At 66.8% G+C, this 16,380-nt stretch carries 14 protein-coding genes and 1 pseudogene; 5 read left to right on the plus strand and 10 right to left on the minus strand.

Annotation, left to right across the window (positions count from 1 at the left end):
• Window positions 1–8: 8 nt before the first annotated feature.
• From ACZK3W_RS12480 to ACZK3W_RS12510, 7 genes are all read right to left on the minus strand, one after another.
• A complete protein-coding gene (locus tag ACZK3W_RS12480) occupies window positions 9–413 on the minus strand; it encodes a response regulator (protein ID WP_024956513.1) in 405 nt (134 codons plus the stop codon).
• A gap of 136 nt (window positions 414–549) precedes the next feature.
• Complete coding sequence (locus tag ACZK3W_RS12485) at window positions 550–2,004, minus strand: surface lipoprotein assembly modifier (RefSeq protein WP_478449957.1); 1,455 nt, start codon at window positions 2,002–2,004, stop codon at window positions 550–552.
• Between the two features lie 90 nt (window positions 2,005–2,094).
• The gene (locus ACZK3W_RS12490) at window positions 2,095–2,859 is read right to left on the minus strand and encodes a Slam-dependent surface lipoprotein (protein WP_024956511.1); all 765 of its coding nucleotides are present in this window, start codon (window positions 2,857–2,859) and stop codon (window positions 2,095–2,097) included.
• Window positions 2,860–2,912: 53 nt separating this feature from the next.
• Window positions 2,913–6,035, minus strand: coding sequence for a TonB-dependent receptor (locus ACZK3W_RS12495; RefSeq protein ID WP_478449959.1), 3,123 nt, complete (start codon window positions 6,033–6,035; stop codon window positions 2,913–2,915).
• A 183-nt stretch (window positions 6,036–6,218) separates the two neighbouring features.
• A complete protein-coding gene (locus ACZK3W_RS12500) occupies window positions 6,219–7,172 on the minus strand; it encodes a FecR family protein (protein WP_180838018.1) in 954 nt (317 codons plus the stop codon).
• Window positions 7,173–7,254: 82 nt separating this feature from the next.
• Window positions 7,255–7,758 carry an RNA polymerase sigma factor gene (locus ACZK3W_RS12505; protein ID WP_049462496.1) on the minus strand — a complete coding sequence of 168 codons (504 nt, stop codon included), beginning with the start codon at window positions 7,756–7,758 and terminating at the stop codon, window positions 7,255–7,257.
• 185 nt (window positions 7,759–7,943) lie between these two features.
• Window positions 7,944–8,870 carry a LysR family transcriptional regulator gene (locus ACZK3W_RS12510; protein WP_197615651.1) on the minus strand — a complete coding sequence of 309 codons (927 nt, stop codon included), beginning with the start codon at window positions 8,868–8,870 and terminating at the stop codon, window positions 7,944–7,946.
• A 151-nt stretch (window positions 8,871–9,021) separates the two neighbouring features.
• Between ACZK3W_RS12510 and ACZK3W_RS12515 the strand changes: the two genes are divergently transcribed.
• The 5 genes from ACZK3W_RS12515 to ACZK3W_RS12535 all read left to right on the plus strand — a co-directional run bounded on the left by ACZK3W_RS12515 (window position 9,022) and on the right by ACZK3W_RS12535 (window position 13,364).
• Window positions 9,022–9,888: a pirin family protein gene (locus ACZK3W_RS12515; RefSeq protein ID WP_197615652.1), complete on the plus strand. Its 867-nt coding sequence runs from the start codon at window positions 9,022–9,024 to the stop codon at window positions 9,886–9,888.
• A 71-nt stretch (window positions 9,889–9,959) separates the two neighbouring features.
• Window positions 9,960–10,640 (plus strand): hydrolase, encoded by a 681-nt coding sequence (locus ACZK3W_RS12520; RefSeq protein WP_071227966.1) that lies wholly within the window; start codon window positions 9,960–9,962, stop codon window positions 10,638–10,640.
• Window positions 10,641–10,695: 55 nt separating this feature from the next.
• The gene (locus ACZK3W_RS12525) at window positions 10,696–11,337 is read left to right on the plus strand and encodes a hydrolase (protein WP_005409869.1); all 642 of its coding nucleotides are present in this window, start codon (window positions 10,696–10,698) and stop codon (window positions 11,335–11,337) included.
• Window positions 11,338–11,453: 116 nt separating this feature from the next.
• Window positions 11,454–11,843: an OsmC family protein gene (locus ACZK3W_RS12530; RefSeq protein ID WP_032129425.1), complete on the plus strand. Its 390-nt coding sequence runs from the start codon at window positions 11,454–11,456 to the stop codon at window positions 11,841–11,843.
• A gap of 126 nt (window positions 11,844–11,969) precedes the next feature.
• Complete coding sequence (locus tag ACZK3W_RS12535; RefSeq protein WP_197615653.1) at window positions 11,970–13,364, plus strand: ATP-binding cassette domain-containing protein; 1,395 nt, start codon at window positions 11,970–11,972, stop codon at window positions 13,362–13,364.
• Window positions 13,365–13,495: 131 nt separating this feature from the next.
• On the opposite strand, the gene ACZK3W_RS12540 is transcribed toward ACZK3W_RS12535, so the two are convergent.
• The 3 genes and pseudogenes from ACZK3W_RS12540 to tolA form a co-directional block, all read right to left on the minus strand.
• Entirely contained in the window at window positions 13,496–13,825 is a 330-nt protein-coding gene (locus tag ACZK3W_RS12540; RefSeq protein ID WP_005409871.1) for a hypothetical protein, read from the minus strand.
• Window positions 13,826–13,923: 98 nt separating this feature from the next.
• Window positions 13,924–15,669, minus strand: coding sequence for a putative porin (locus ACZK3W_RS12545; protein ID WP_125893646.1), 1,746 nt, complete (start codon window positions 15,667–15,669; stop codon window positions 13,924–13,926).
• A gap of 42 nt (window positions 15,670–15,711) precedes the next feature.
• Window positions 15,712–16,376 (minus strand): annotated as a pseudogene (gene tolA / locus ACZK3W_RS12550) (cell envelope integrity protein TolA).
• Window positions 16,377–16,380: the final 4 nt, after the last annotated feature.

Raw genomic sequence — 16,380 nt, forward strand, 5'->3', positions numbered from 1 at the left:
CCGCGCAATCAGGCAATGCCCGCAGAGACCTGCGGCGCCGCCACCAGCGCGGCCAGCTGCTGCACCAGCGCTTCGATGTGATAAGGCTTGGTACAGCGCGGCGCGCTGGCAAAGCGGCTGGGCAGGTTGTCGTCGTAACCGGAGGTCAGCAGGAAGGGGATACCCGTCTCGGCCAGCCGATCGGCCAGCGGATAGACCTGCTCACCGCCCAGGTTGATGTCCAGCAATGCCACATCGATGGGATGGGTATCGACCAGCCGCCCCAGCGCCTGCAGGTCACCGGCAGGCCCCACCACCTGTGCGCCTTTCAGCTCCAGATAGTCGACCAGAAACATCGCGATGGCGAATTCATCCTCCGCCACCAGTACACGCAGCCCTTTCAGGCCCTCTGGTTTGTTGCCCGCTTCCAGCACGACCGGCGCTCCTCGATACACGCGGCCCAGCTCTGCCGCAACACCCGAAGGATGCGCGAAACGGGCTACAAGAGCGCGTGATGATGAATGAAGATCGCGGCCACGGCGCGTTCACCGTGGCAGTGCAGCGGCGCGTTCAGAAGGCCCGTTCCCATTTCAGGCTGAGCAGGCTGCGGTCGTGGCTGTACAGCCAGCCGACGTTGCTGTCGATGCGCGCGTAGCGCAGGCTCAAGCTGGGCACCAGCCCGGCCACCGCCAGGCGCTCGCTGCGGACGACGGCAATCAGGTTCCGTTCGCTGTCCTCACGCCGCGCCTCCAGCAGCGGGCTCCACGCGTCGTAGTCACGCTCGCGCAACGACACGAACACGGTGGCGGTGGTGCCCGTCCACTGGCGCGCCGCCCCCAGGCGCAGGCCATGCTGGCGGTAACCGTTGGCCGGATTGGCGGCGCGGCTGTCACTCAGGTCCAGCCCGGCAAAGAGGGTCCAGCGCGGGTTGAGCGCACGGAACCAGGTGGCATACACCGCGGCCAGCTCACCGTCGTAATTGCTGGCCAGGCCGCGCTGGCGATAGCGCTGGCGCTTCCAGTCGGCCTCCAGCCTGAGCAGGCTGCGCGCGTCCAACGCATATTGCCATTCGCCATGCAGCCCGCTGCCGCCCTGCAGGGCCCGGTTGCCCAGGCCCTGGTAGTCATAGCTCGGCGCGATCTGCAGGGTATGCCGTGCGCTGCGCCAGCTATAGCCCGCCTGCACGCTCGCATTGAGCTCGTTGTAGGCGCTGTGCCCGCGCCATGCCTGGCCGAACGCGAGCCCGCGCACATAGACGCCGTGGTGACCGGCCAGTGCCCAGCGACGCTCCAGGTTGCCGTCGTAGTCCAGGCCCATGGCGCGCTGGGCATCGGGAAGATTGCGCTGGATGATGCAGGTGTCGCCCACCCCGAACAGGCAGGTGCGGCTGGCCGAGCTGCGGTTGATGTTGTCGCTCCATGCCGGGCCGGCTGCCAGCGCTCCTTTCCAGCGCTTGCGCGCCTGCAGTGCGGCCAGGTAGGCGTCCACCCGTCCGCGTACACCGGCGGTGGCGGGGTCGTCGGCATTGATGTCACCGGCGATGGCCGTGAACAACGCCTCCGCATCGCGGTCGCGCTGGTCCTCGGCATGGACACGTGCAAGCTCAAGGCGGGCCGGCAGGAAATCCGGCTGCGCCGCCAGCAGTGCTTCGTACTCGTTGGCCGCGCGGTGGTGATTGCCGGCCACCCGCGCCAGGCCGCCCTGCGCGTAGTGGCGCAGCAGCGGGTCGTGACCGGGCAGTTCGATGTATTCGTCCAGGAAGCGCTGCGCTGCGCCCCATTGCTGATGCTGCAGCGACAGGTACAGCGCCTGGCCCAGATCGTCGACCGTGCGCTCCACGCGCAGGGTCTGGCCGTCGATGGTGATGGTCGGTCGCGCCGACTCGGCCTGCTGCAGGCGCTGCTGGTCCTGCTGCTGGTGGCGCAGCTCGCTGCCCTGCTCCAGCACACGACGAAGATCATCCTGCTGGGCGCGCACATCGGCAGCCGCCAGCAACAGGATCACAAGGAAGATGGGATGGCGCATGGTCGATCCGTGGTGATGCATGCAGCGGGCCGAAGCAGGGACTGGCGGATCGCGGCTTGTCCCTGCCCTGCCCCGTCAGGGGCGTGGCAATCAGTTCTTGCTGCCGCCGAAGGCGGTGTCGTACTGGCTGTTGCCGGCGAAGGTGGCGATGCCGGCCAGGGTGGCGGCGTTGGCGCCGAAGAACTGGCCCTGGGTGGTGCCGTTGACGCTGCCATTGACGTTGGCCGAACCGGCGAACGATGCATCGGCACTGTTGATGTTGGCAACGATGGCCAGGGTCAGGCCATTGCCGGACAGCGCACCATCCAGGGTGCCGGCGCCGAAGTCGGCGTCGAAGGTGCCGCTCAGCAGGTTGCTGCCGTTGAACTTGTTCAGGCCGGCCACGGTGTAGGACGCCACGCCGGCGGGCAGCGTGGTGCCGGCGCGGTCGCCAACGAAGTAGACCTGGCGGTTGTTGAAGCCACCGGCGGCGCCATCCTTGGACCATTCGCCGAACCAGACATCACCACTGCCGACCTTGACGAAGTTGAAGTGGCCCATACCGGCGTGGCTGCCCGGTGCGCCGGTGATCGGCATGGCCAGGGTACGTACCGTCACGCCATTGACGGTGGTGGGTGCCGAGTAGGCGCTCAGGCCCTGGAAGTCCACCGGCTTGGCCTGGGACACGGTACCGACACCGATGCCGGCCTTGCCAGCGCGGTGCGGGCCGCCATTGACCTGCGATTCACCAACCGCCACGTACAGCTCGGCATCGGTCCTGGCACTGGCGGCACCGACGATGTCGGCAGCATGCGCGGCTCCGACCAGAGCCAGCGAGGCGGCAACGGCGAGCACCGAACGGGAGATCATTTTCATGGTATTGCTCCTTGGTTGAGGGAACTACGGGTACAACGCTTGAAGATGGGAGATCAGAAGCGCGCGATGACGCCGAGCTTCAGGGTGCGACCCGGGGCTGGCAGCGTGGACCGCGTGGCTGGATCGACGTAGTAGCGGTTGCCGAGGTTGCTGCCGACCAGTTCGACGCTGGCATGCTCGTTGAAGCGCCAGCGCGCATAGGCATCGACGGTGGTGATGTTTCCCCAGGTGAACGGCACGTTCTGCCAGAGCAGGCCGCTGCCGCCGCTCAGCAGGCGATCACGGTAGGCCTGCAGGTCAGGGTTCTCGTGCCGCTGGTAGTGCACGATGCGGCTGCCCAGCTCCAGGCGCTCATCGAACAGGCGCGTGCCCAGCGACCCGTTGATCGACAGCCTGGGAATGGCCTGGGTCAGCAGGTAGCCACCGACGAAACCATCCTGCACGCAGTTCGGAACCAGGCCGCGGTTCGCGTCCAGGAGCACCGCCGTGCTCTCGTCACACACCTCATTTTCCAGCGTGCGGGTGATGCCCAGATCGGTGAAGAAGCGCCGATTGTCGAAGCGGGCCTGCAGTTCGATACCACGGATGGTCTGCTTGTCGATGTTGTCGAACAGGAAGTTGCCATCGCGTTCGATCACGTCACGGGTCTTGTGCACGTAGTACGCCAGCTTGACGTCGGCATCGGCGGTGTTGCCGAACAGGGCCGACAGGTTGTGCACGTAGCCCACCTCATAGTTGTAGGCGTGCTCGGGCTTGAGCGCATGCAGCGGATTGAGGCTGCCGGAGAAGGCGATGGTGCTTTCGAACATGCTCGGGAAGCGCACCGCTTCGCTGTAACGCACGTAGGCACGGGCGGCCGGGGACAGGTGTGCAGTGGCCGAGAAGGTCGGCAGCCAGGCATGGTCGCGGCGGCGGCTGTTGCGTCCATCGACCGGCTGCGACTGTACGCTGTTGCCGATGTTGCAGACCTGGTCGCTGCCGGCGAACACCGGCTGCACGCCGGGAATGGCCGCCACTTCGCCATTGAGGCAGGGATTGCCGGCGCGGGTGTAGTTGCCATCGGCATCGGGCAGCCAGGGCCGCGTGTACCGGACCGGACGCGGCGTCTCGTACGGTGCCAGCAACGCACGGATGCTGTCGTCGATGAACCAGCCCATGCCGCGCTTTTCCCATACGGCGCGGCGTGCTTCCAACGCGTCGATGCGGGCCTGCAGATTGGCGGGACGGGGCGGCAATTCGTTCACGGTGTACTGCGCTTCCTTGCCACCTACGCCCTTGGTGAGCAGCTCGGGGTGCGTCTCGAGGAAATCGTCGAAGGCCCAGTAGCGGCTGTAGCGCACGCCTGCATTGAGGGTGAGGAATTCGACCGGCCGCCACTCCAGGGTCAGGTAGCCTTCACCCTCCTGGCGGCGCCCGGCACGCGGGAACATGCGCCAGCCATCGGTGGTGCCGAAGTACGGATCGCGGGACCCCAGCTTCTCGTACTGCCAGTTGCCGCCCACGGTCAGGTCCAGGGTCGAATGCAGGGCGAAACGATTGCTCAGGATCAGGCCGGTGCGGTCGTTGCGCGCGTTGGCCAGCGCGGTGTTGCGCAGGATCGGGCTGGCGTCCGGATTCCACGCCGGATTACCCACTGCGAAGTTCGGGAAGCCGCCAGCGCTGTAGGTATCGCTGTCCGTCTCCGTGCGCCACAGGTTGGCGTAGAGGTCCAGCCAACGACTGCCGGCGGGCTGGAAACGGTATTCCAGGTTCCACACATCCGAATCGACCCGGCTGAGCGGCCACTGGATGCGGCCGTAGTCCGGGGCCGACAGGATGCGCGACGGCATGATCTCGCCGTAGTGCGACAGCGTGCGCCGCCAGGTCGCCTTCAACTGCTGGTCATCGTTGATCTGCCAGCTGCCTTTGACCAGCCAGGACTCCTGTTCGCTGGAGGTATTGGGCACTTCATCGCCGGGCTTGAAGTAGCGCGCCAGCGTGGTGATGTAGTCGATGCCCTGGTACTCGTACTGCTCGCGCCGGTCCTGGTCGTAGTACGCGCTTCCCTTGCTGCCGGAGAAGTAGTTGCCGCGCTTGCGCCAAGCGTAGGCAGCCATCAGGTCGACGTTGTCGCCGCGTACGCCCAGTGCCAACCGCCAGGCCTGGTCTTCGCCATCGAAGGGGTTGTTGCCGCTGCGCGACTTCACCGGCACCACCAGGGTGCGGTCGTTATAGGGTGAGTTCGGCGAGCCCTGCGGGAACCCCGGCACGGTGCGGTAATCCTCGCCGGTGTGCAGGCGCGGCAGGCGCGGTGCCACCGCATTGCTGCTGCCTTCGATCTTCAGCTCCCCGCCGAAGCGTTCGCCGGCAGCAACAATGTCGTCAACGTCGATGGTCTTGATCACCAGCGCACCGCCGATCCCGCTGTGCACATCGCGCACCAGCCCTGGCCCCTTGATGACCTGGATGCCACCAATCAGGTTGGGATCGATGTAGTTGCGGTTGCTGACGCCGTTGTAGCCACGCCAGACCGTGAGCGCCTGTTCGCCGCCATCGATGCTGACCGGCACCCGCCCGGGCCCCTGGATGCCACGGATATTGACGTCCAGCGCGCCGCTGTTGCGCGCATCGCCACTGAACACACCGACCAGATCCTTGACCACGTCGGCCGGATTGGAGCCACGGTAACGTTCCACCCGGTCGCGCCCCGAATACGCCGTGGTCATGTCCAGCGCGAACACATCGTCGTAGCCACGCCGATCGCGGGCCTCACCCCCTTCCGACTGAAGGCGACCGGCCACGTCCAGTGTTTCGGTCACCCGCACCCCTTCGCCCTCACCCGCCTCCGCTGCGGCCCGCAGGCTCCAGGTACCATCCATGCCGCGCTGTGCACGCACGCCGCTGCCGCGCAACAGCTGCTGCAGGGCCTGCATCTGGCTGTACTCGCCACTCACCGCACTGGAGCGGCGGCCCTCCACCAGGTCACTGCGGAACACCACCTGCACATCGGCCTGGCGGCCAAAGGCACGTACGGCATCAGCCAGTGGCTGCTCCGGAATGGCGTACTGGCGCAGCGGCGCGACGATCGCCGGTTGTGCCTGCACGGTCGGCACCCAGGCCAGCGGCAGCAATGCGGTGGAAACGGCCAGGGCCAGAACGGTGGCGCGACGATGACAGGCGGATGCCGTGGACGGCATGGACAGGAACTCCTCAAGCGTGGCTGGACCACGGGCACATCCGGTGCCGGTGGTGTGTCTGGCTTGAGGAAAAACGGTGTTTCGCTCTGGCTATACCTCTATAGACAGCGGGACACTGCAGGTGCCCACGGCTTTTTTCATGTTTTTTTCATGCGGCCCGTTCATCCAGGTGCTGCGCGGGCCTCACCACACCACCAGCGCGCCGCCGGGCAAGCGCTGCACTCGCAGTCCTGCCTGCGCGGCCACCGCATCGATGGCCGTCTCCGGCTGCCGCAGGTGGAACAAGCCACTGACCCGTACGCCTGCACCCTGCCCACCCAGTACCCAGACCGGGGCGCGATGGTAGCGCGCCAGATCGGCGATGGCCTGCGTGGCCGACTGATCATCGATCACTACCTCGCCCCGCCGCCATGGCGCCACGGCCTCGGGATCTTCCAGCCGCACAGGCTGCAGCCAGCGACCGTCACGGAACACGCGTGACTGCCCCGCATGCAGGCGCTGTACGCTGCCATCGCCCGGACGCACGTCGACCACACCCTCGCTGACCTGGGTGGTGACCGTGGTATCCAGCATCGACACACTGAAGGCGGTACCGATGTCACGGACCAGGCCGCCCGCCGCCTCGACCTGGAACGGTCGCGCCTCATGGGCCACCTGGAACCAGGCCTGGCCGCGCAGCAGGCGCAGGTGCCGCTGCTGGCCATCGAACGCAACCGCCAATGCGGTGCCCGCATCGAGCACGGCGGTGCTGCCGTCTTCCAGCTGCACCACGCGTGGTGTATCGCTGCTGCGCAGGTCACTGCGTGCCAGCAACAGCGCCTGCGGTGCGGCCGCGACCATCAGAACCACAGCGGCGGCACTGGCCAGCAGCCATGGCAGGCGGCGCGGCGCGATCGGGCGCAGGCCCTCGCGATCGGTGGTGAGCTCGGGCAGCGCCGCCAGCACCTCGGGCCCGGCGGCATCCAGCCCCCGCCAGAACGCCGTCTGCTGGCGCCAGGCCAGCGCATGGCGTGGATCGGCCTGCAGCCAGCGCTGCAGGGTTCGTTGCTGGCGTTCCGGCAGCGGGCCTGCACTGCACCGGATCACCCAGCGCAACGCCTGCCTGGCCTGACGCGGCGAGGGTTCGGACGTGGTCATGGTTGTGGCCTGCCGCACCACGAACGGGTGCGCTTTCCTGTTGTGACAACGGCGGGCGCGATCTGCCCACTGCAATCGCCGCTCATCGATGCATTCCCTGCTGGTGCTGCTGGATCAACAGTGCCGCGCGCAGCACATGCTTGCCGACCAGGCTCTTGGAAATACCCAGCCGTGTCGCGATCTCGCGCTCGCTCAGGCCCAGGTAGCGGTTGAGCACGAAGCACTCGCGGACCTGCGCTGGCAGCGCGAGGATGGTCTGGGTGATCTCGCGCAGCTGTGCCTGGTCCAGTGCCTGCGCCTCGCCGTCGTGGCCCGCCTCGGCCATGTCGGCGGCGTACTCGGCCATCGCGCGCCGCTCGCGGGCGTCGGCCTGGCTGCGGTTGAGCGCATGGTGATAGGCCATCCGGTACAGATAGCCGCGCGGCTCCAGGATCGGTGGATCACCGGGCACGCTGCTGGCCTTCAGGTACAGGTTCTGCAGGGTGTCCTCGGTACTGGCCGGGTCGAGATAGCGCGCGATGAAGCGAGACAACGCACGGCGCTCGCGGATCAGCAGCTCGACCAGCGCCAGGGCATTGGGAGACATAGGTGCCAAGGCCGGACCGGGGAATGATGGGCGTGATGGCGACGGTCCGGACATGGATTGTGGGCTGCGCGGCCGCAGGCGGCAAGCGAAAGCCTGTCGCGCGGCACCAGGATCATCCACACATGGCGTGGATCTCCCAGGCGGCGCCGGATCCAGTAGATCCACGCCATGCGTGGATGCGGAGCCTACGGTTCGTCCAACGCCTCGAAACGCTCGGCGAGGTAATCGATCAACGCACGCACTGCCGGCAGCAGCCCACGCCGCGAAGGGAACACCGCATGCACGATGCCGTGCTTCGGCACCCACTCCGGCAGCACCGGCACCAGCGCGCCGCTGTCCAGCTCATCGGTGATCATCATCCGCGGCAGCATCAACAGCCCGACCCCGGCCACCGCGGCTGCGCGCAGCGCGATCATGTCATCGCTGACCAGGCGCGGGCGGTGATGCACGCTGGCCTGGATCTCGCCGGGCCCACTGTATTCCCACACATGCTGCTGACTGGGCGAGGCCAGATCGACGGTCGGCATCATCGCCAGGTCGGCCGGCACCTGCGGCGTGCCCAGCCGCTGCAGCAGCGCCGGACTGGCACTGGTGCACCACACTCGGCGCGCCAGCACGCGTACCACAAGTTCACTGTCCTCCAGCGGCGGCGGCCGTACCCGGATCGCCACATCCACGCCCTCGCCCACCACGTCCACGCGGCGGTTGGTGGCGTCCAGCTGCACCGTCACCTGCGGGTGCAGGGCCAGGAAGTCGGCCAGCATCGGACCGATGCGCGCGTGCAGGATCGCGATCGGGCACGCAAGGCGGATGGTGCCGCGCGGCTCGGCGCGTGACATCGCGATGGCTTCTTCTGCGGCCTCGGCCTCGACCAGCATCGCCTTGCAGTGGCGGTAGTAGTCCTGGCCGACCTCGGTGACCGAGAAACGCCGCGTCGAGCGCTGGATCAGGCGCACGCCCAACCGTTCCTCCAGCAGCGCGATGCGCCGGCTCAGTTTCGACTTCGGCATGGCCAGCGCCCGACCGGCCTGCGAGAAGCCGCCGTGCTCGACCACCATGGCGAAATAGAACAGGTCGTTGAGGTCACAACGGCGGATATCTGCGATGAACACGGGGCGATCTCCTGCGGCCCACGGCCTGCCGCCATTGTTCACCAGATAGGACTATGACGGCAAATGTTGGCGTCTACCGGCCAAATTGTCGCGGCGATATCGTCTCCTGCAACGAAGAACAGCGGCCGGCAGCCCCGGCCAGGAGATCGCCATGAAGCGTGTCACCGGTACCTACAGCGCCCCCCGCCCGCACTGGGTGGGCGATGGATTCCCCGCCCGCTCGATGTTTTCCTACAACACCCACGGCCAGCACCTGAGCCCGTTCCTGCTGCTGGACTATGCCGGCCCGTACACCTTCGCCCCCAGCGATACCCCGCGTGGGGTCGGCCAGCATCCGCACCGCGGTTTCGAGACGGTCACCATCGTCTATGAGGGCGAGGTCGCCCACCGCGATTCGACCGGGGCCGGCGGCACCATCGGCCCGGGTGACGTGCAGTGGATGACCGCTGCCTCCGGCATCCTCCACGAGGAATTCCACACGCCGGAATTCAGCAAGCGCGGCGGCACGCTGGACATGGTCCAGCTTTGGGTCAACCTGCCGGCGCGGGACAAGATGGGCGCACCGGGCTACCAGACCCTGCTTGACGCAGAGATCCCCTCGGTGGATCTGCCTGAGGGCGCCGGCCGCGTGCGTGTCATCGCGGGCCGCTTCGACGGCCACGCCGGTCCGGCACGTACCCACACGCCGATGGATGTCTGGGACATCCGCCTGCAGCAGGGCCACCACGCCGAACTGCCGGTGGCCGATGGCCGCACGCTGGCGGTGGTGGTGCTGAAGGGCTCGGTCCGGATCAACGGCGGCCAGCCGGTCGGCGAGGCGCAGCTGGTCACCTTCGATCGCAGCGGCGAGGACGTGTTCGTCGACGCCGACAGCGACGCCACTGTACTGCTGCTCAGCGGCGAGCCGATCGACGAGCCGGTGGTGGGCTATGGCCCGTTCGTGATGAACAGCCAGGCCGAGATCGCACAGGCGGTCAACGACTTCAACAGCGGCCGTTTCGGCCGGATCGCGCACTGAGCGCTTCCGCGCGGCGGGCGATGACCCGTCGCGCCAATGGGCCATCGCCCACCTTCCCCAGGAGACTGACCATGAGTACCCCCGCCAACTTCAATGGTGCCCGCCCGGTGATCGATCCGGACAACGCCGCGATGCTGCTGATCGACCACCAGAGTGGCCTGTTCCAGACCATCGGTGACATGCCATTCACCAGCGTGCGCGCCCACGCCACTGCGCTGGCGAAGATGGCCACGCTGGCAAAGATGCCGGTGATCACCACCGCCTCTGTTCCGCAGGGCCCGAATGGCCCGCTGATCCCGGAGATCCACGACGCGGCCCCGCACGCCCAGTACGTGGCGCGCAAGGGTGAGATCAACGCCTGGGACAACCCGGAATTCGTTGCCGCGGTGAAGGCCACCGGCCGCAAGCAGCTGATCATTGCCGGCACCATCACCAGTGTGTGCATGGCCTTCCCGTCGATCGCCGCCGTTGCCGATGGCTACCAGGTGTTCGCGGTGATCGATGCCTCGGGCACCTATTCGAAGATGGCCGAAGAGATCACCCTGGCCCGCGTGGTGCAGGCCGGCGTGGTGCCGATGGACACCGCCGCGGTGGCCTCGGAGATCCAGCGCAGCTGGAACCGCGACGATGCTCAGCAATGGGCCGAGGTCTACACGAAGATCTTCCCGAACTACCAGCTGCTGATCGAGAGCTACCTCAAGGCGCAGGACGTGCAGAAGAACCAGGAGCAGCTGGATTCGCAGCGCAGCTGAGCTGCCCCCGGGGTGCCGGCCCGCTGCCGGCACTCCTCCCAACCGGAGACCCATCATGTCCAGTGAACCGATCCGCGACCCGGCCAGCGACCACCTGCTGACCCCGCAGAATTCCGCCTTCATCATCATCGACTACCAGCCGGTGCAGGTGAACTCCATCGCCTCGATGGACCGCCAGCTGCTGGTCAACAACATCGTCGGCACCGCCAAGGCCGCTGTGGCTTACGGTCTGCCGATCGTGCATTCGACGGTCAACGTCAAGACCGGCCTGAACAAGCCGCCGATTCCGCAGCTGCGCAAGGTGCTGGGCGACTACCCCACCTACGACCGCACCACCATCAATTCCTGGGAAGACGTCGAGTTCCGCAAGGCGGTGGAGGCCACCGGCCGCCGCAAGCTGATCATGACCGCACTGTGGACCGAAGCCTGTCTGACTTTCCCGGCCCTGGATGCGTTGAAGGAAGGCTATGAGGTGTACGTGGTGGTCGATGCCGTTGGCGGCACTTCGCTGGCGGCGCATGATGCCGCGTTGCGCCGCATCGAACAGGCCGGGGGCCAGCTGATCAGCGTGCCGCAGTTGTTCTGCGAGCTGCAGCGCGACTGGGCCCGCTCAGAAACGGTGCCGGCTTTCATGAACCTCTTCATTGAAACCGGTGGTACGGCAGGCATCCAGTTCTCGTACGATCGTACCGAGTGATTGGGTGGCGGCGCTGGCCTTGGCTGGCGCCGCCTTTGGGAGCAGTCGAGCATGGCTCGACGCTACAGTGGGTTTGGTCGAGCGTGGCTCGACGCTAGAGACAGATGGAGAATGTGATGGCCTACGCGCGCATTGTTTCGACCGGCGACAACTACCTGCACCACATCAGCAATGGAAGCTTTGATGTAGACGCGGACGAGCCCGCCTCGCTGGGCGGTCAGGGCAAGGGCTTCGCGCCCTTCGATCTGTACCTGGCCTCGCTGGCCGCCTGCACCGCCATCACCCTGCGCATGTATGCGCAACGCAAGGGCTGGGAGCTGGGCGAGTTCCATGCCGAGCTGCGCTCGGAACGCGACGAAGATGGACGCTTCCACGTGCACCGCGTGCTGCATGCCAGCGCCGAGCTGAGCGATGCGCAGTGGCAGCGGTTGCTGGAGGTGGTGGAAAAGACCCCGGTGACGCTGGTGATGCGCGAAGGTGCGCGCATCACCAGTGAGCGCGGCTGAAGGAGGTCTGGCCCACCTGCGGCGGATCTTGGCCGGTTCCTCGCTTGTTCCGGCCTCGCCCCTGTTCCAAGCTGCGCGTCCGCGTTCGGATGCAGTGAGCGCGCAGCAACAGGAGGACCGCACGCGATGTTACGTGCCCATGCTTTGGATCTGGATTTCAACGGCCGCGCCCTGCTGGCCGACGTCAACCTGCACCAGCCCTCAGGTGCCCGCATCGCCCTGATCGGCGACAACGGCAGCGGCAAGAGCTGCCTGCTGCAGATATTGGCCGGTACTCTGGTGCCCAGTGGCGGGACCATCATCCGCCGCGATGGCGCACGCATCGCCTACGTGCCGCAGCACGTACTGGATGACTCCTCTCGCAGCGGCGGCGAGCAGATGCGCCATTCGCTCGCCCGCGCGCTTGATGCCGACCCCGATGTACTGCTACTGGATGAACCCAGCAATCACCTGGACCGCAGTGCACGCCGCTCGCTGATCGCGCGCCTGCGCCAGTTCCACGACGCACTGTTGGTGGCCACCCACGATGAAGCCCTGATCGATGCGCTCTGTAATGAGCTCTGGCACATACGTGGCGGGCGCGTGAGCCACTTCGGCGGTCGCTACCGCGACTATCAGGCGGACCTGCAGCAGCGACGCGAGGCCAGCGACCGGCAGCTGCGCCAGCTGGATCAGGAGCGCGGCCAGGCCCATGAGGCGTTGATGCGCGAACAGCAGCGCGCCGCGAGCTCGCGGGAACGCGGCGTGCGCAAGGTCGAACAGCGCAAGTGGGGCGGCGTCCGTTCAGCCACCAAGCTCGGCCGTGGCAATACCACCGCCGGCGGCAAGCAACTGCAGATCCGTGAGCAGCAGGAAGACATCGAGGCTCGTCGCAATGACCTGCAGCGCGAGACCATCATCGAGCCTGCCTTCGCGTTGCCGGCCGGCTGGCGACGTGAGGGAGTGGTGGTGCAGCTGACCGACGCCAGCGTGGCGCATGCCACGGAAACGGTGCTGGGTGGACTGCATCTGCGCCTGGATGTCGGCGATCGCCTGGCGATCACCGGTGACAACGGCAGCGGCAAGTCCACGCTGGCCCGCGCGCTGTGCGGCGACCCAAGCATCCACCGTGATGGTGACTGGTTGCTGCCGCCAGCTGCTCAGATCGCCCTGCTTGACCAGCACTACCGGGACCTGCCGATGCAGGTCACGCCTCTCCAGGCGCTGTCTGCCCAAATGCCGGAGTGGAGCCAGACCCAGTGCCGGCTGCACCTGGCCGACTTCCTGTTCCGCGGCGACGCCACGGCGCAGACGCACGTGTCCGCATTGTCCGGTGGCGAACGGGCGCGGCTTTCATTGGCATTGATGGCGGCCAAACCCCCGACGCTGCTGGTTCTGGACGAACCCACCAACAACCTGGACATGACGCTGCGGATGCACTTGCTGCAGGTGCTGCGGGTGTTCCCGGGCACGTTGGTGGTGGTGTCGCATGACGACGCATTTCTGCAGGCGCTGGAACCGGGACAGGTGCTGGCGTTGTAGCTGCGGCCGGGCGTGTGCCATCCACGCATGGCGTGGATCTACTGTAGAGGCGAAGACAACGACAGGGGCTGTTGCCAACGTCGCGTGCAACCGCCCGAAAAGCCGAGCATGGGCCCGGCTCTACGGAAGGCTCAGCGCCGTGAATGCAGCACGGTGCGCTGGCGCATCGCGTTGAATTCCTGTTCGACCTGCTGGATGTCCTCGGCCTGGAAACCGGCCGCATCCAGCAGCTGGTCGGCGGCAGCCGCCGCCAGCGGATCATCGTCACGCTGGCGCCAGCAGCGCGCCGGCAGGAAGTAGCCCACTTCGCTGCGCCCGCGCATGATCACCACCGGCCGGCCCGCATACAGCAGGAACTCGGCCAGGTGCTGGCGCAGGCCCTCCACTGAAACATAGGCCGGTCCAACACCCAGCATCTGGCTGGACGGTTCGGGACTCTCGAACAGTTTGCGACGGCTCATCCACTCCTCCTTTTGAACAACGCGTGGTCTCCTTTCCTTAGACGGGCGCATCGCTGCGCCCCCGCCACGCACTACGTGATCCGCATCACGCCCGCCACTCAGAAGCCGGTGTTGAACTCCAGCTGGAACACGTCGATCGACAGCGGCGCACCGGACACTTCCTTGGCCGCCATCCACTTGCCGCTGATCCAGCTGCGCGCGTCCAGCGCGTAGGCACCGCCCACGTAGTAACCGCGGGCGTTGGTGCCGCCCAGGTGGAAGTTCGGATCGTTGTAGGCGTCGGGCAACGCGTCGGCCTCAATGTGCTTGTAGCCCAGCAGTGCCTGCCACTGGCCCTTCTCCTTCAGCTCGGTAGCACCGAAGGTGGCCTGCAGCATCCAGGCGGTGTCGCCGCTGCGGAAGGTATCGATGCCGACAGTATCGCCGGCGCCGTAGTTGTTGACGATGCCGTTCTGGGCACGACTGAACATGGCCTGCTTGTCGTAGGCCAGGTTGCGGATGTAATCGCCATCCAGGCGCAGACCGATGCCCTGCGCCAGCTGTGTATCCCAGCGCAGGTTCAGCGTGGCCAGGCGGAAGGCCGAGGCCAGGCCGACATACTGCGGGGTCGGCGTACCGGCCGGATCCACCGGATTGCGCGCGATGTTGCGGATCAGCATCAGGGTGTTGCCCTTCTGCATGAACGCCGGGCGCGACCAGTCAGTGTCGCAGCCCACCGCACCCGAATACAGCGAGCACGTTGAGGACAGGCGACCGCTGATGTTCTTGAAGTCGTAGTAGCCCAGCGCAGCACGCAGTGCGTTGTCATCGTTGAAGCGCCAGTTCACGCCCACCTGGGCACCGGACAGCCACTTGTTCTCGTTCGGAGTCTTGACCTTGCTCTGGCTCGGCGAGCTGTCGGAGGTGTACTCCAGCGGTACCACCGCGAGGTTGCCGAACAGGTCGAGGTCGCCACCATCGAAGTCATACTTCAGGTTCGCGGCCAGACCATCGAAATTGAGATCGTTGGAGAACAGCGTGTCGCTGGTCCAGAACGGATTGCCGAAGCGGCCGCCACGCACCGTCACCCAGTCCGCCGGGCTGTAGGCTAGCCAGGCCTGGTCCAGCCACACGTCCTTCTTGCTCAGGCCGCCACCCAGCTGCTCGGTGGTCGACACCGGGCCATTGCTGCTGCCGCTGGCCAGGCGCACGCCGGCCGTGGTGTGCTGGCCAATGGTGGCCTCGATGCCCAGGCGGGCACGGATGCGCCACAGGTTGCGGCGGTCCTGGCGGGTGTTCAGCAGCGGCGGCAGCTGCAGGTTGGTATTGGTGTTGGTATCGAAGCCGTTGCCGGAATTGATCGACGCCCAGTTGCTCACGATGTCGCTGTTGCGCTCGGAGTAGAAGCGCGACTCGCTGCGTACACGCATGTCACCGGTGACCTTGATGCGCTTGGTCCATTCGGCCACTTCGTTGGGTGCCGCCCAGCCTTCCGCCTTGGCCTGCGCCATCACGTCCTGGCGCACCTCGTCACGAATGCCGTCGCGTACGCTCTGCGGCACGTAGGGCACGCGCACGTCGCCGGCTTCCAGGGCCACGCCACCGCTGGCGGCTGTGCTGCCGCTGGCTGCGGTGCGTTGTGCGGCCACCGCTTCGGCTTCGGCCTGCACCAACAACGCCTGGCCGTCTTCGGGCTTCAGTGCACCACTGGCGATCAGGCCCTTGATCAGCTTGACCATGGTGGTTTCGGCGGCCATCGCACCGGCCGGTGCAGCCAGGCTGAGCAGCACGGCGCAGCACAGCAGCGCCCGTCGGGCCGGCCGCGGGCGGCGGGAGTCGGTTCGTGCGCGGACGTGGTCGTTCATCACGGTTCTCATCGAAAGAAGGGGAATCATGGAAGTCGGGAATCAGGCCCCGGGCCGGCGGCCCTGGATCAGGACGCGGGCGGGGAAATCGAGTGACGGCGGCGGTGCCTGGTCAACCTTGCCGATGCGACGCAGGGCATCGAGCACGGCCGCGTCGGCCTCCTCGTTGCCACTGCCGCGTACCAGCTCGACCTTCTCCAGGCGGCCGTCGTTGGCCAGCCACACATTCACCTGCAGCTGGAACGCCAGGCGCTTGACCTTGTCGTCGCGCGAGATCGCCTGCTGCATCAGGTAGCCCAGGTAGCGGCCGTAGGTAGCGTTGCCGGCGCCACCACGGCCAACGCCGGACGAACCGCCACCACTGCCGGACTGGATACCGAAGTTGTCACCACCGGCCTGCGCGTCGGCATTCATCGTCACCGGATCGCTGTTATCCGGCGTCGGCGTCGGCTCTTCGGCCGGCGTCGGCTGATCCAGCGGCTCCGGCTCGGGCATCGTCTCTTCCGGCGGCGTCTCCGGCTCCGGTGGTTTTTCCGGGGGCGGCGGGGGCGGCGGCGGAGGGGGGGCAGCGCCAGCATCGGCGGTTGCACCACCGGCCGGCGGGTGCTGGCGGTGTCCTTGAACAACAGCCACCACACCGCGATACCGAGCACCAGCAACGCGGCCAGCACCAGGGCCACGGTCACCAGCAACTGGCGACCGCGCATGCCG

The organism is Stenotrophomonas sp. 80084_Sma, from assembly GCF_056481995.1.

What these genes read in the sequence shown, in the direction of transcription:
- ACZK3W_RS12530 (WP_032129425.1), top strand. Translation starts at nt 11,454, where the DNA reads ATGGCCTACGCGCGCATTGTTTCGACCGGCGACAACTACCTGCACCAC.
- ACZK3W_RS12540 (WP_005409871.1), bottom strand. Translation starts at nt 13,825, where the DNA reads ATGAGCCGTCGCAAACTGTTCGAGAGTCCCGAACCGTCCAGCCAGATG.
- ACZK3W_RS12485 (WP_478449957.1), bottom strand. Translation starts at nt 2,004, where the DNA reads ATGCGCCATCCCATCTTCCTTGTGATCCTGTTGCTGGCGGCTGCCGAT.
- ACZK3W_RS12515 (WP_197615652.1), top strand. Translation starts at nt 9,022, where the DNA reads ATGAAGCGTGTCACCGGTACCTACAGCGCCCCCCGCCCGCACTGGGTG.
- ACZK3W_RS12520 (WP_071227966.1), top strand. Translation starts at nt 9,960, where the DNA reads ATGAGTACCCCCGCCAACTTCAATGGTGCCCGCCCGGTGATCGATCCG.
- ACZK3W_RS12500 (WP_180838018.1), bottom strand. Translation starts at nt 7,172, where the DNA reads ATGACCACGTCCGAACCCTCGCCGCGTCAGGCCAGGCAGGCGTTGCGC.
- ACZK3W_RS12490 (WP_024956511.1), bottom strand. Translation starts at nt 2,859, where the DNA reads ATGAAAATGATCTCCCGTTCGGTGCTCGCCGTTGCCGCCTCGCTGGCT.
- ACZK3W_RS12505 (WP_049462496.1), bottom strand. Translation starts at nt 7,758, where the DNA reads ATGTCTCCCAATGCCCTGGCGCTGGTCGAGCTGCTGATCCGCGAGCGC.
- ACZK3W_RS12495 (WP_478449959.1), bottom strand. Translation starts at nt 6,035, where the DNA reads ATGCCGTCCACGGCATCCGCCTGTCATCGTCGCGCCACCGTTCTGGCC.
- ACZK3W_RS12535 (WP_197615653.1), top strand. Translation starts at nt 11,970, where the DNA reads ATGTTACGTGCCCATGCTTTGGATCTGGATTTCAACGGCCGCGCCCTG.
- ACZK3W_RS12525 (WP_005409869.1), top strand. Translation starts at nt 10,696, where the DNA reads ATGTCCAGTGAACCGATCCGCGACCCGGCCAGCGACCACCTGCTGACC.
- ACZK3W_RS12545 (WP_125893646.1), bottom strand. Translation starts at nt 15,669, where the DNA reads ATGAACGACCACGTCCGCGCACGAACCGACTCCCGCCGCCCGCGGCCG.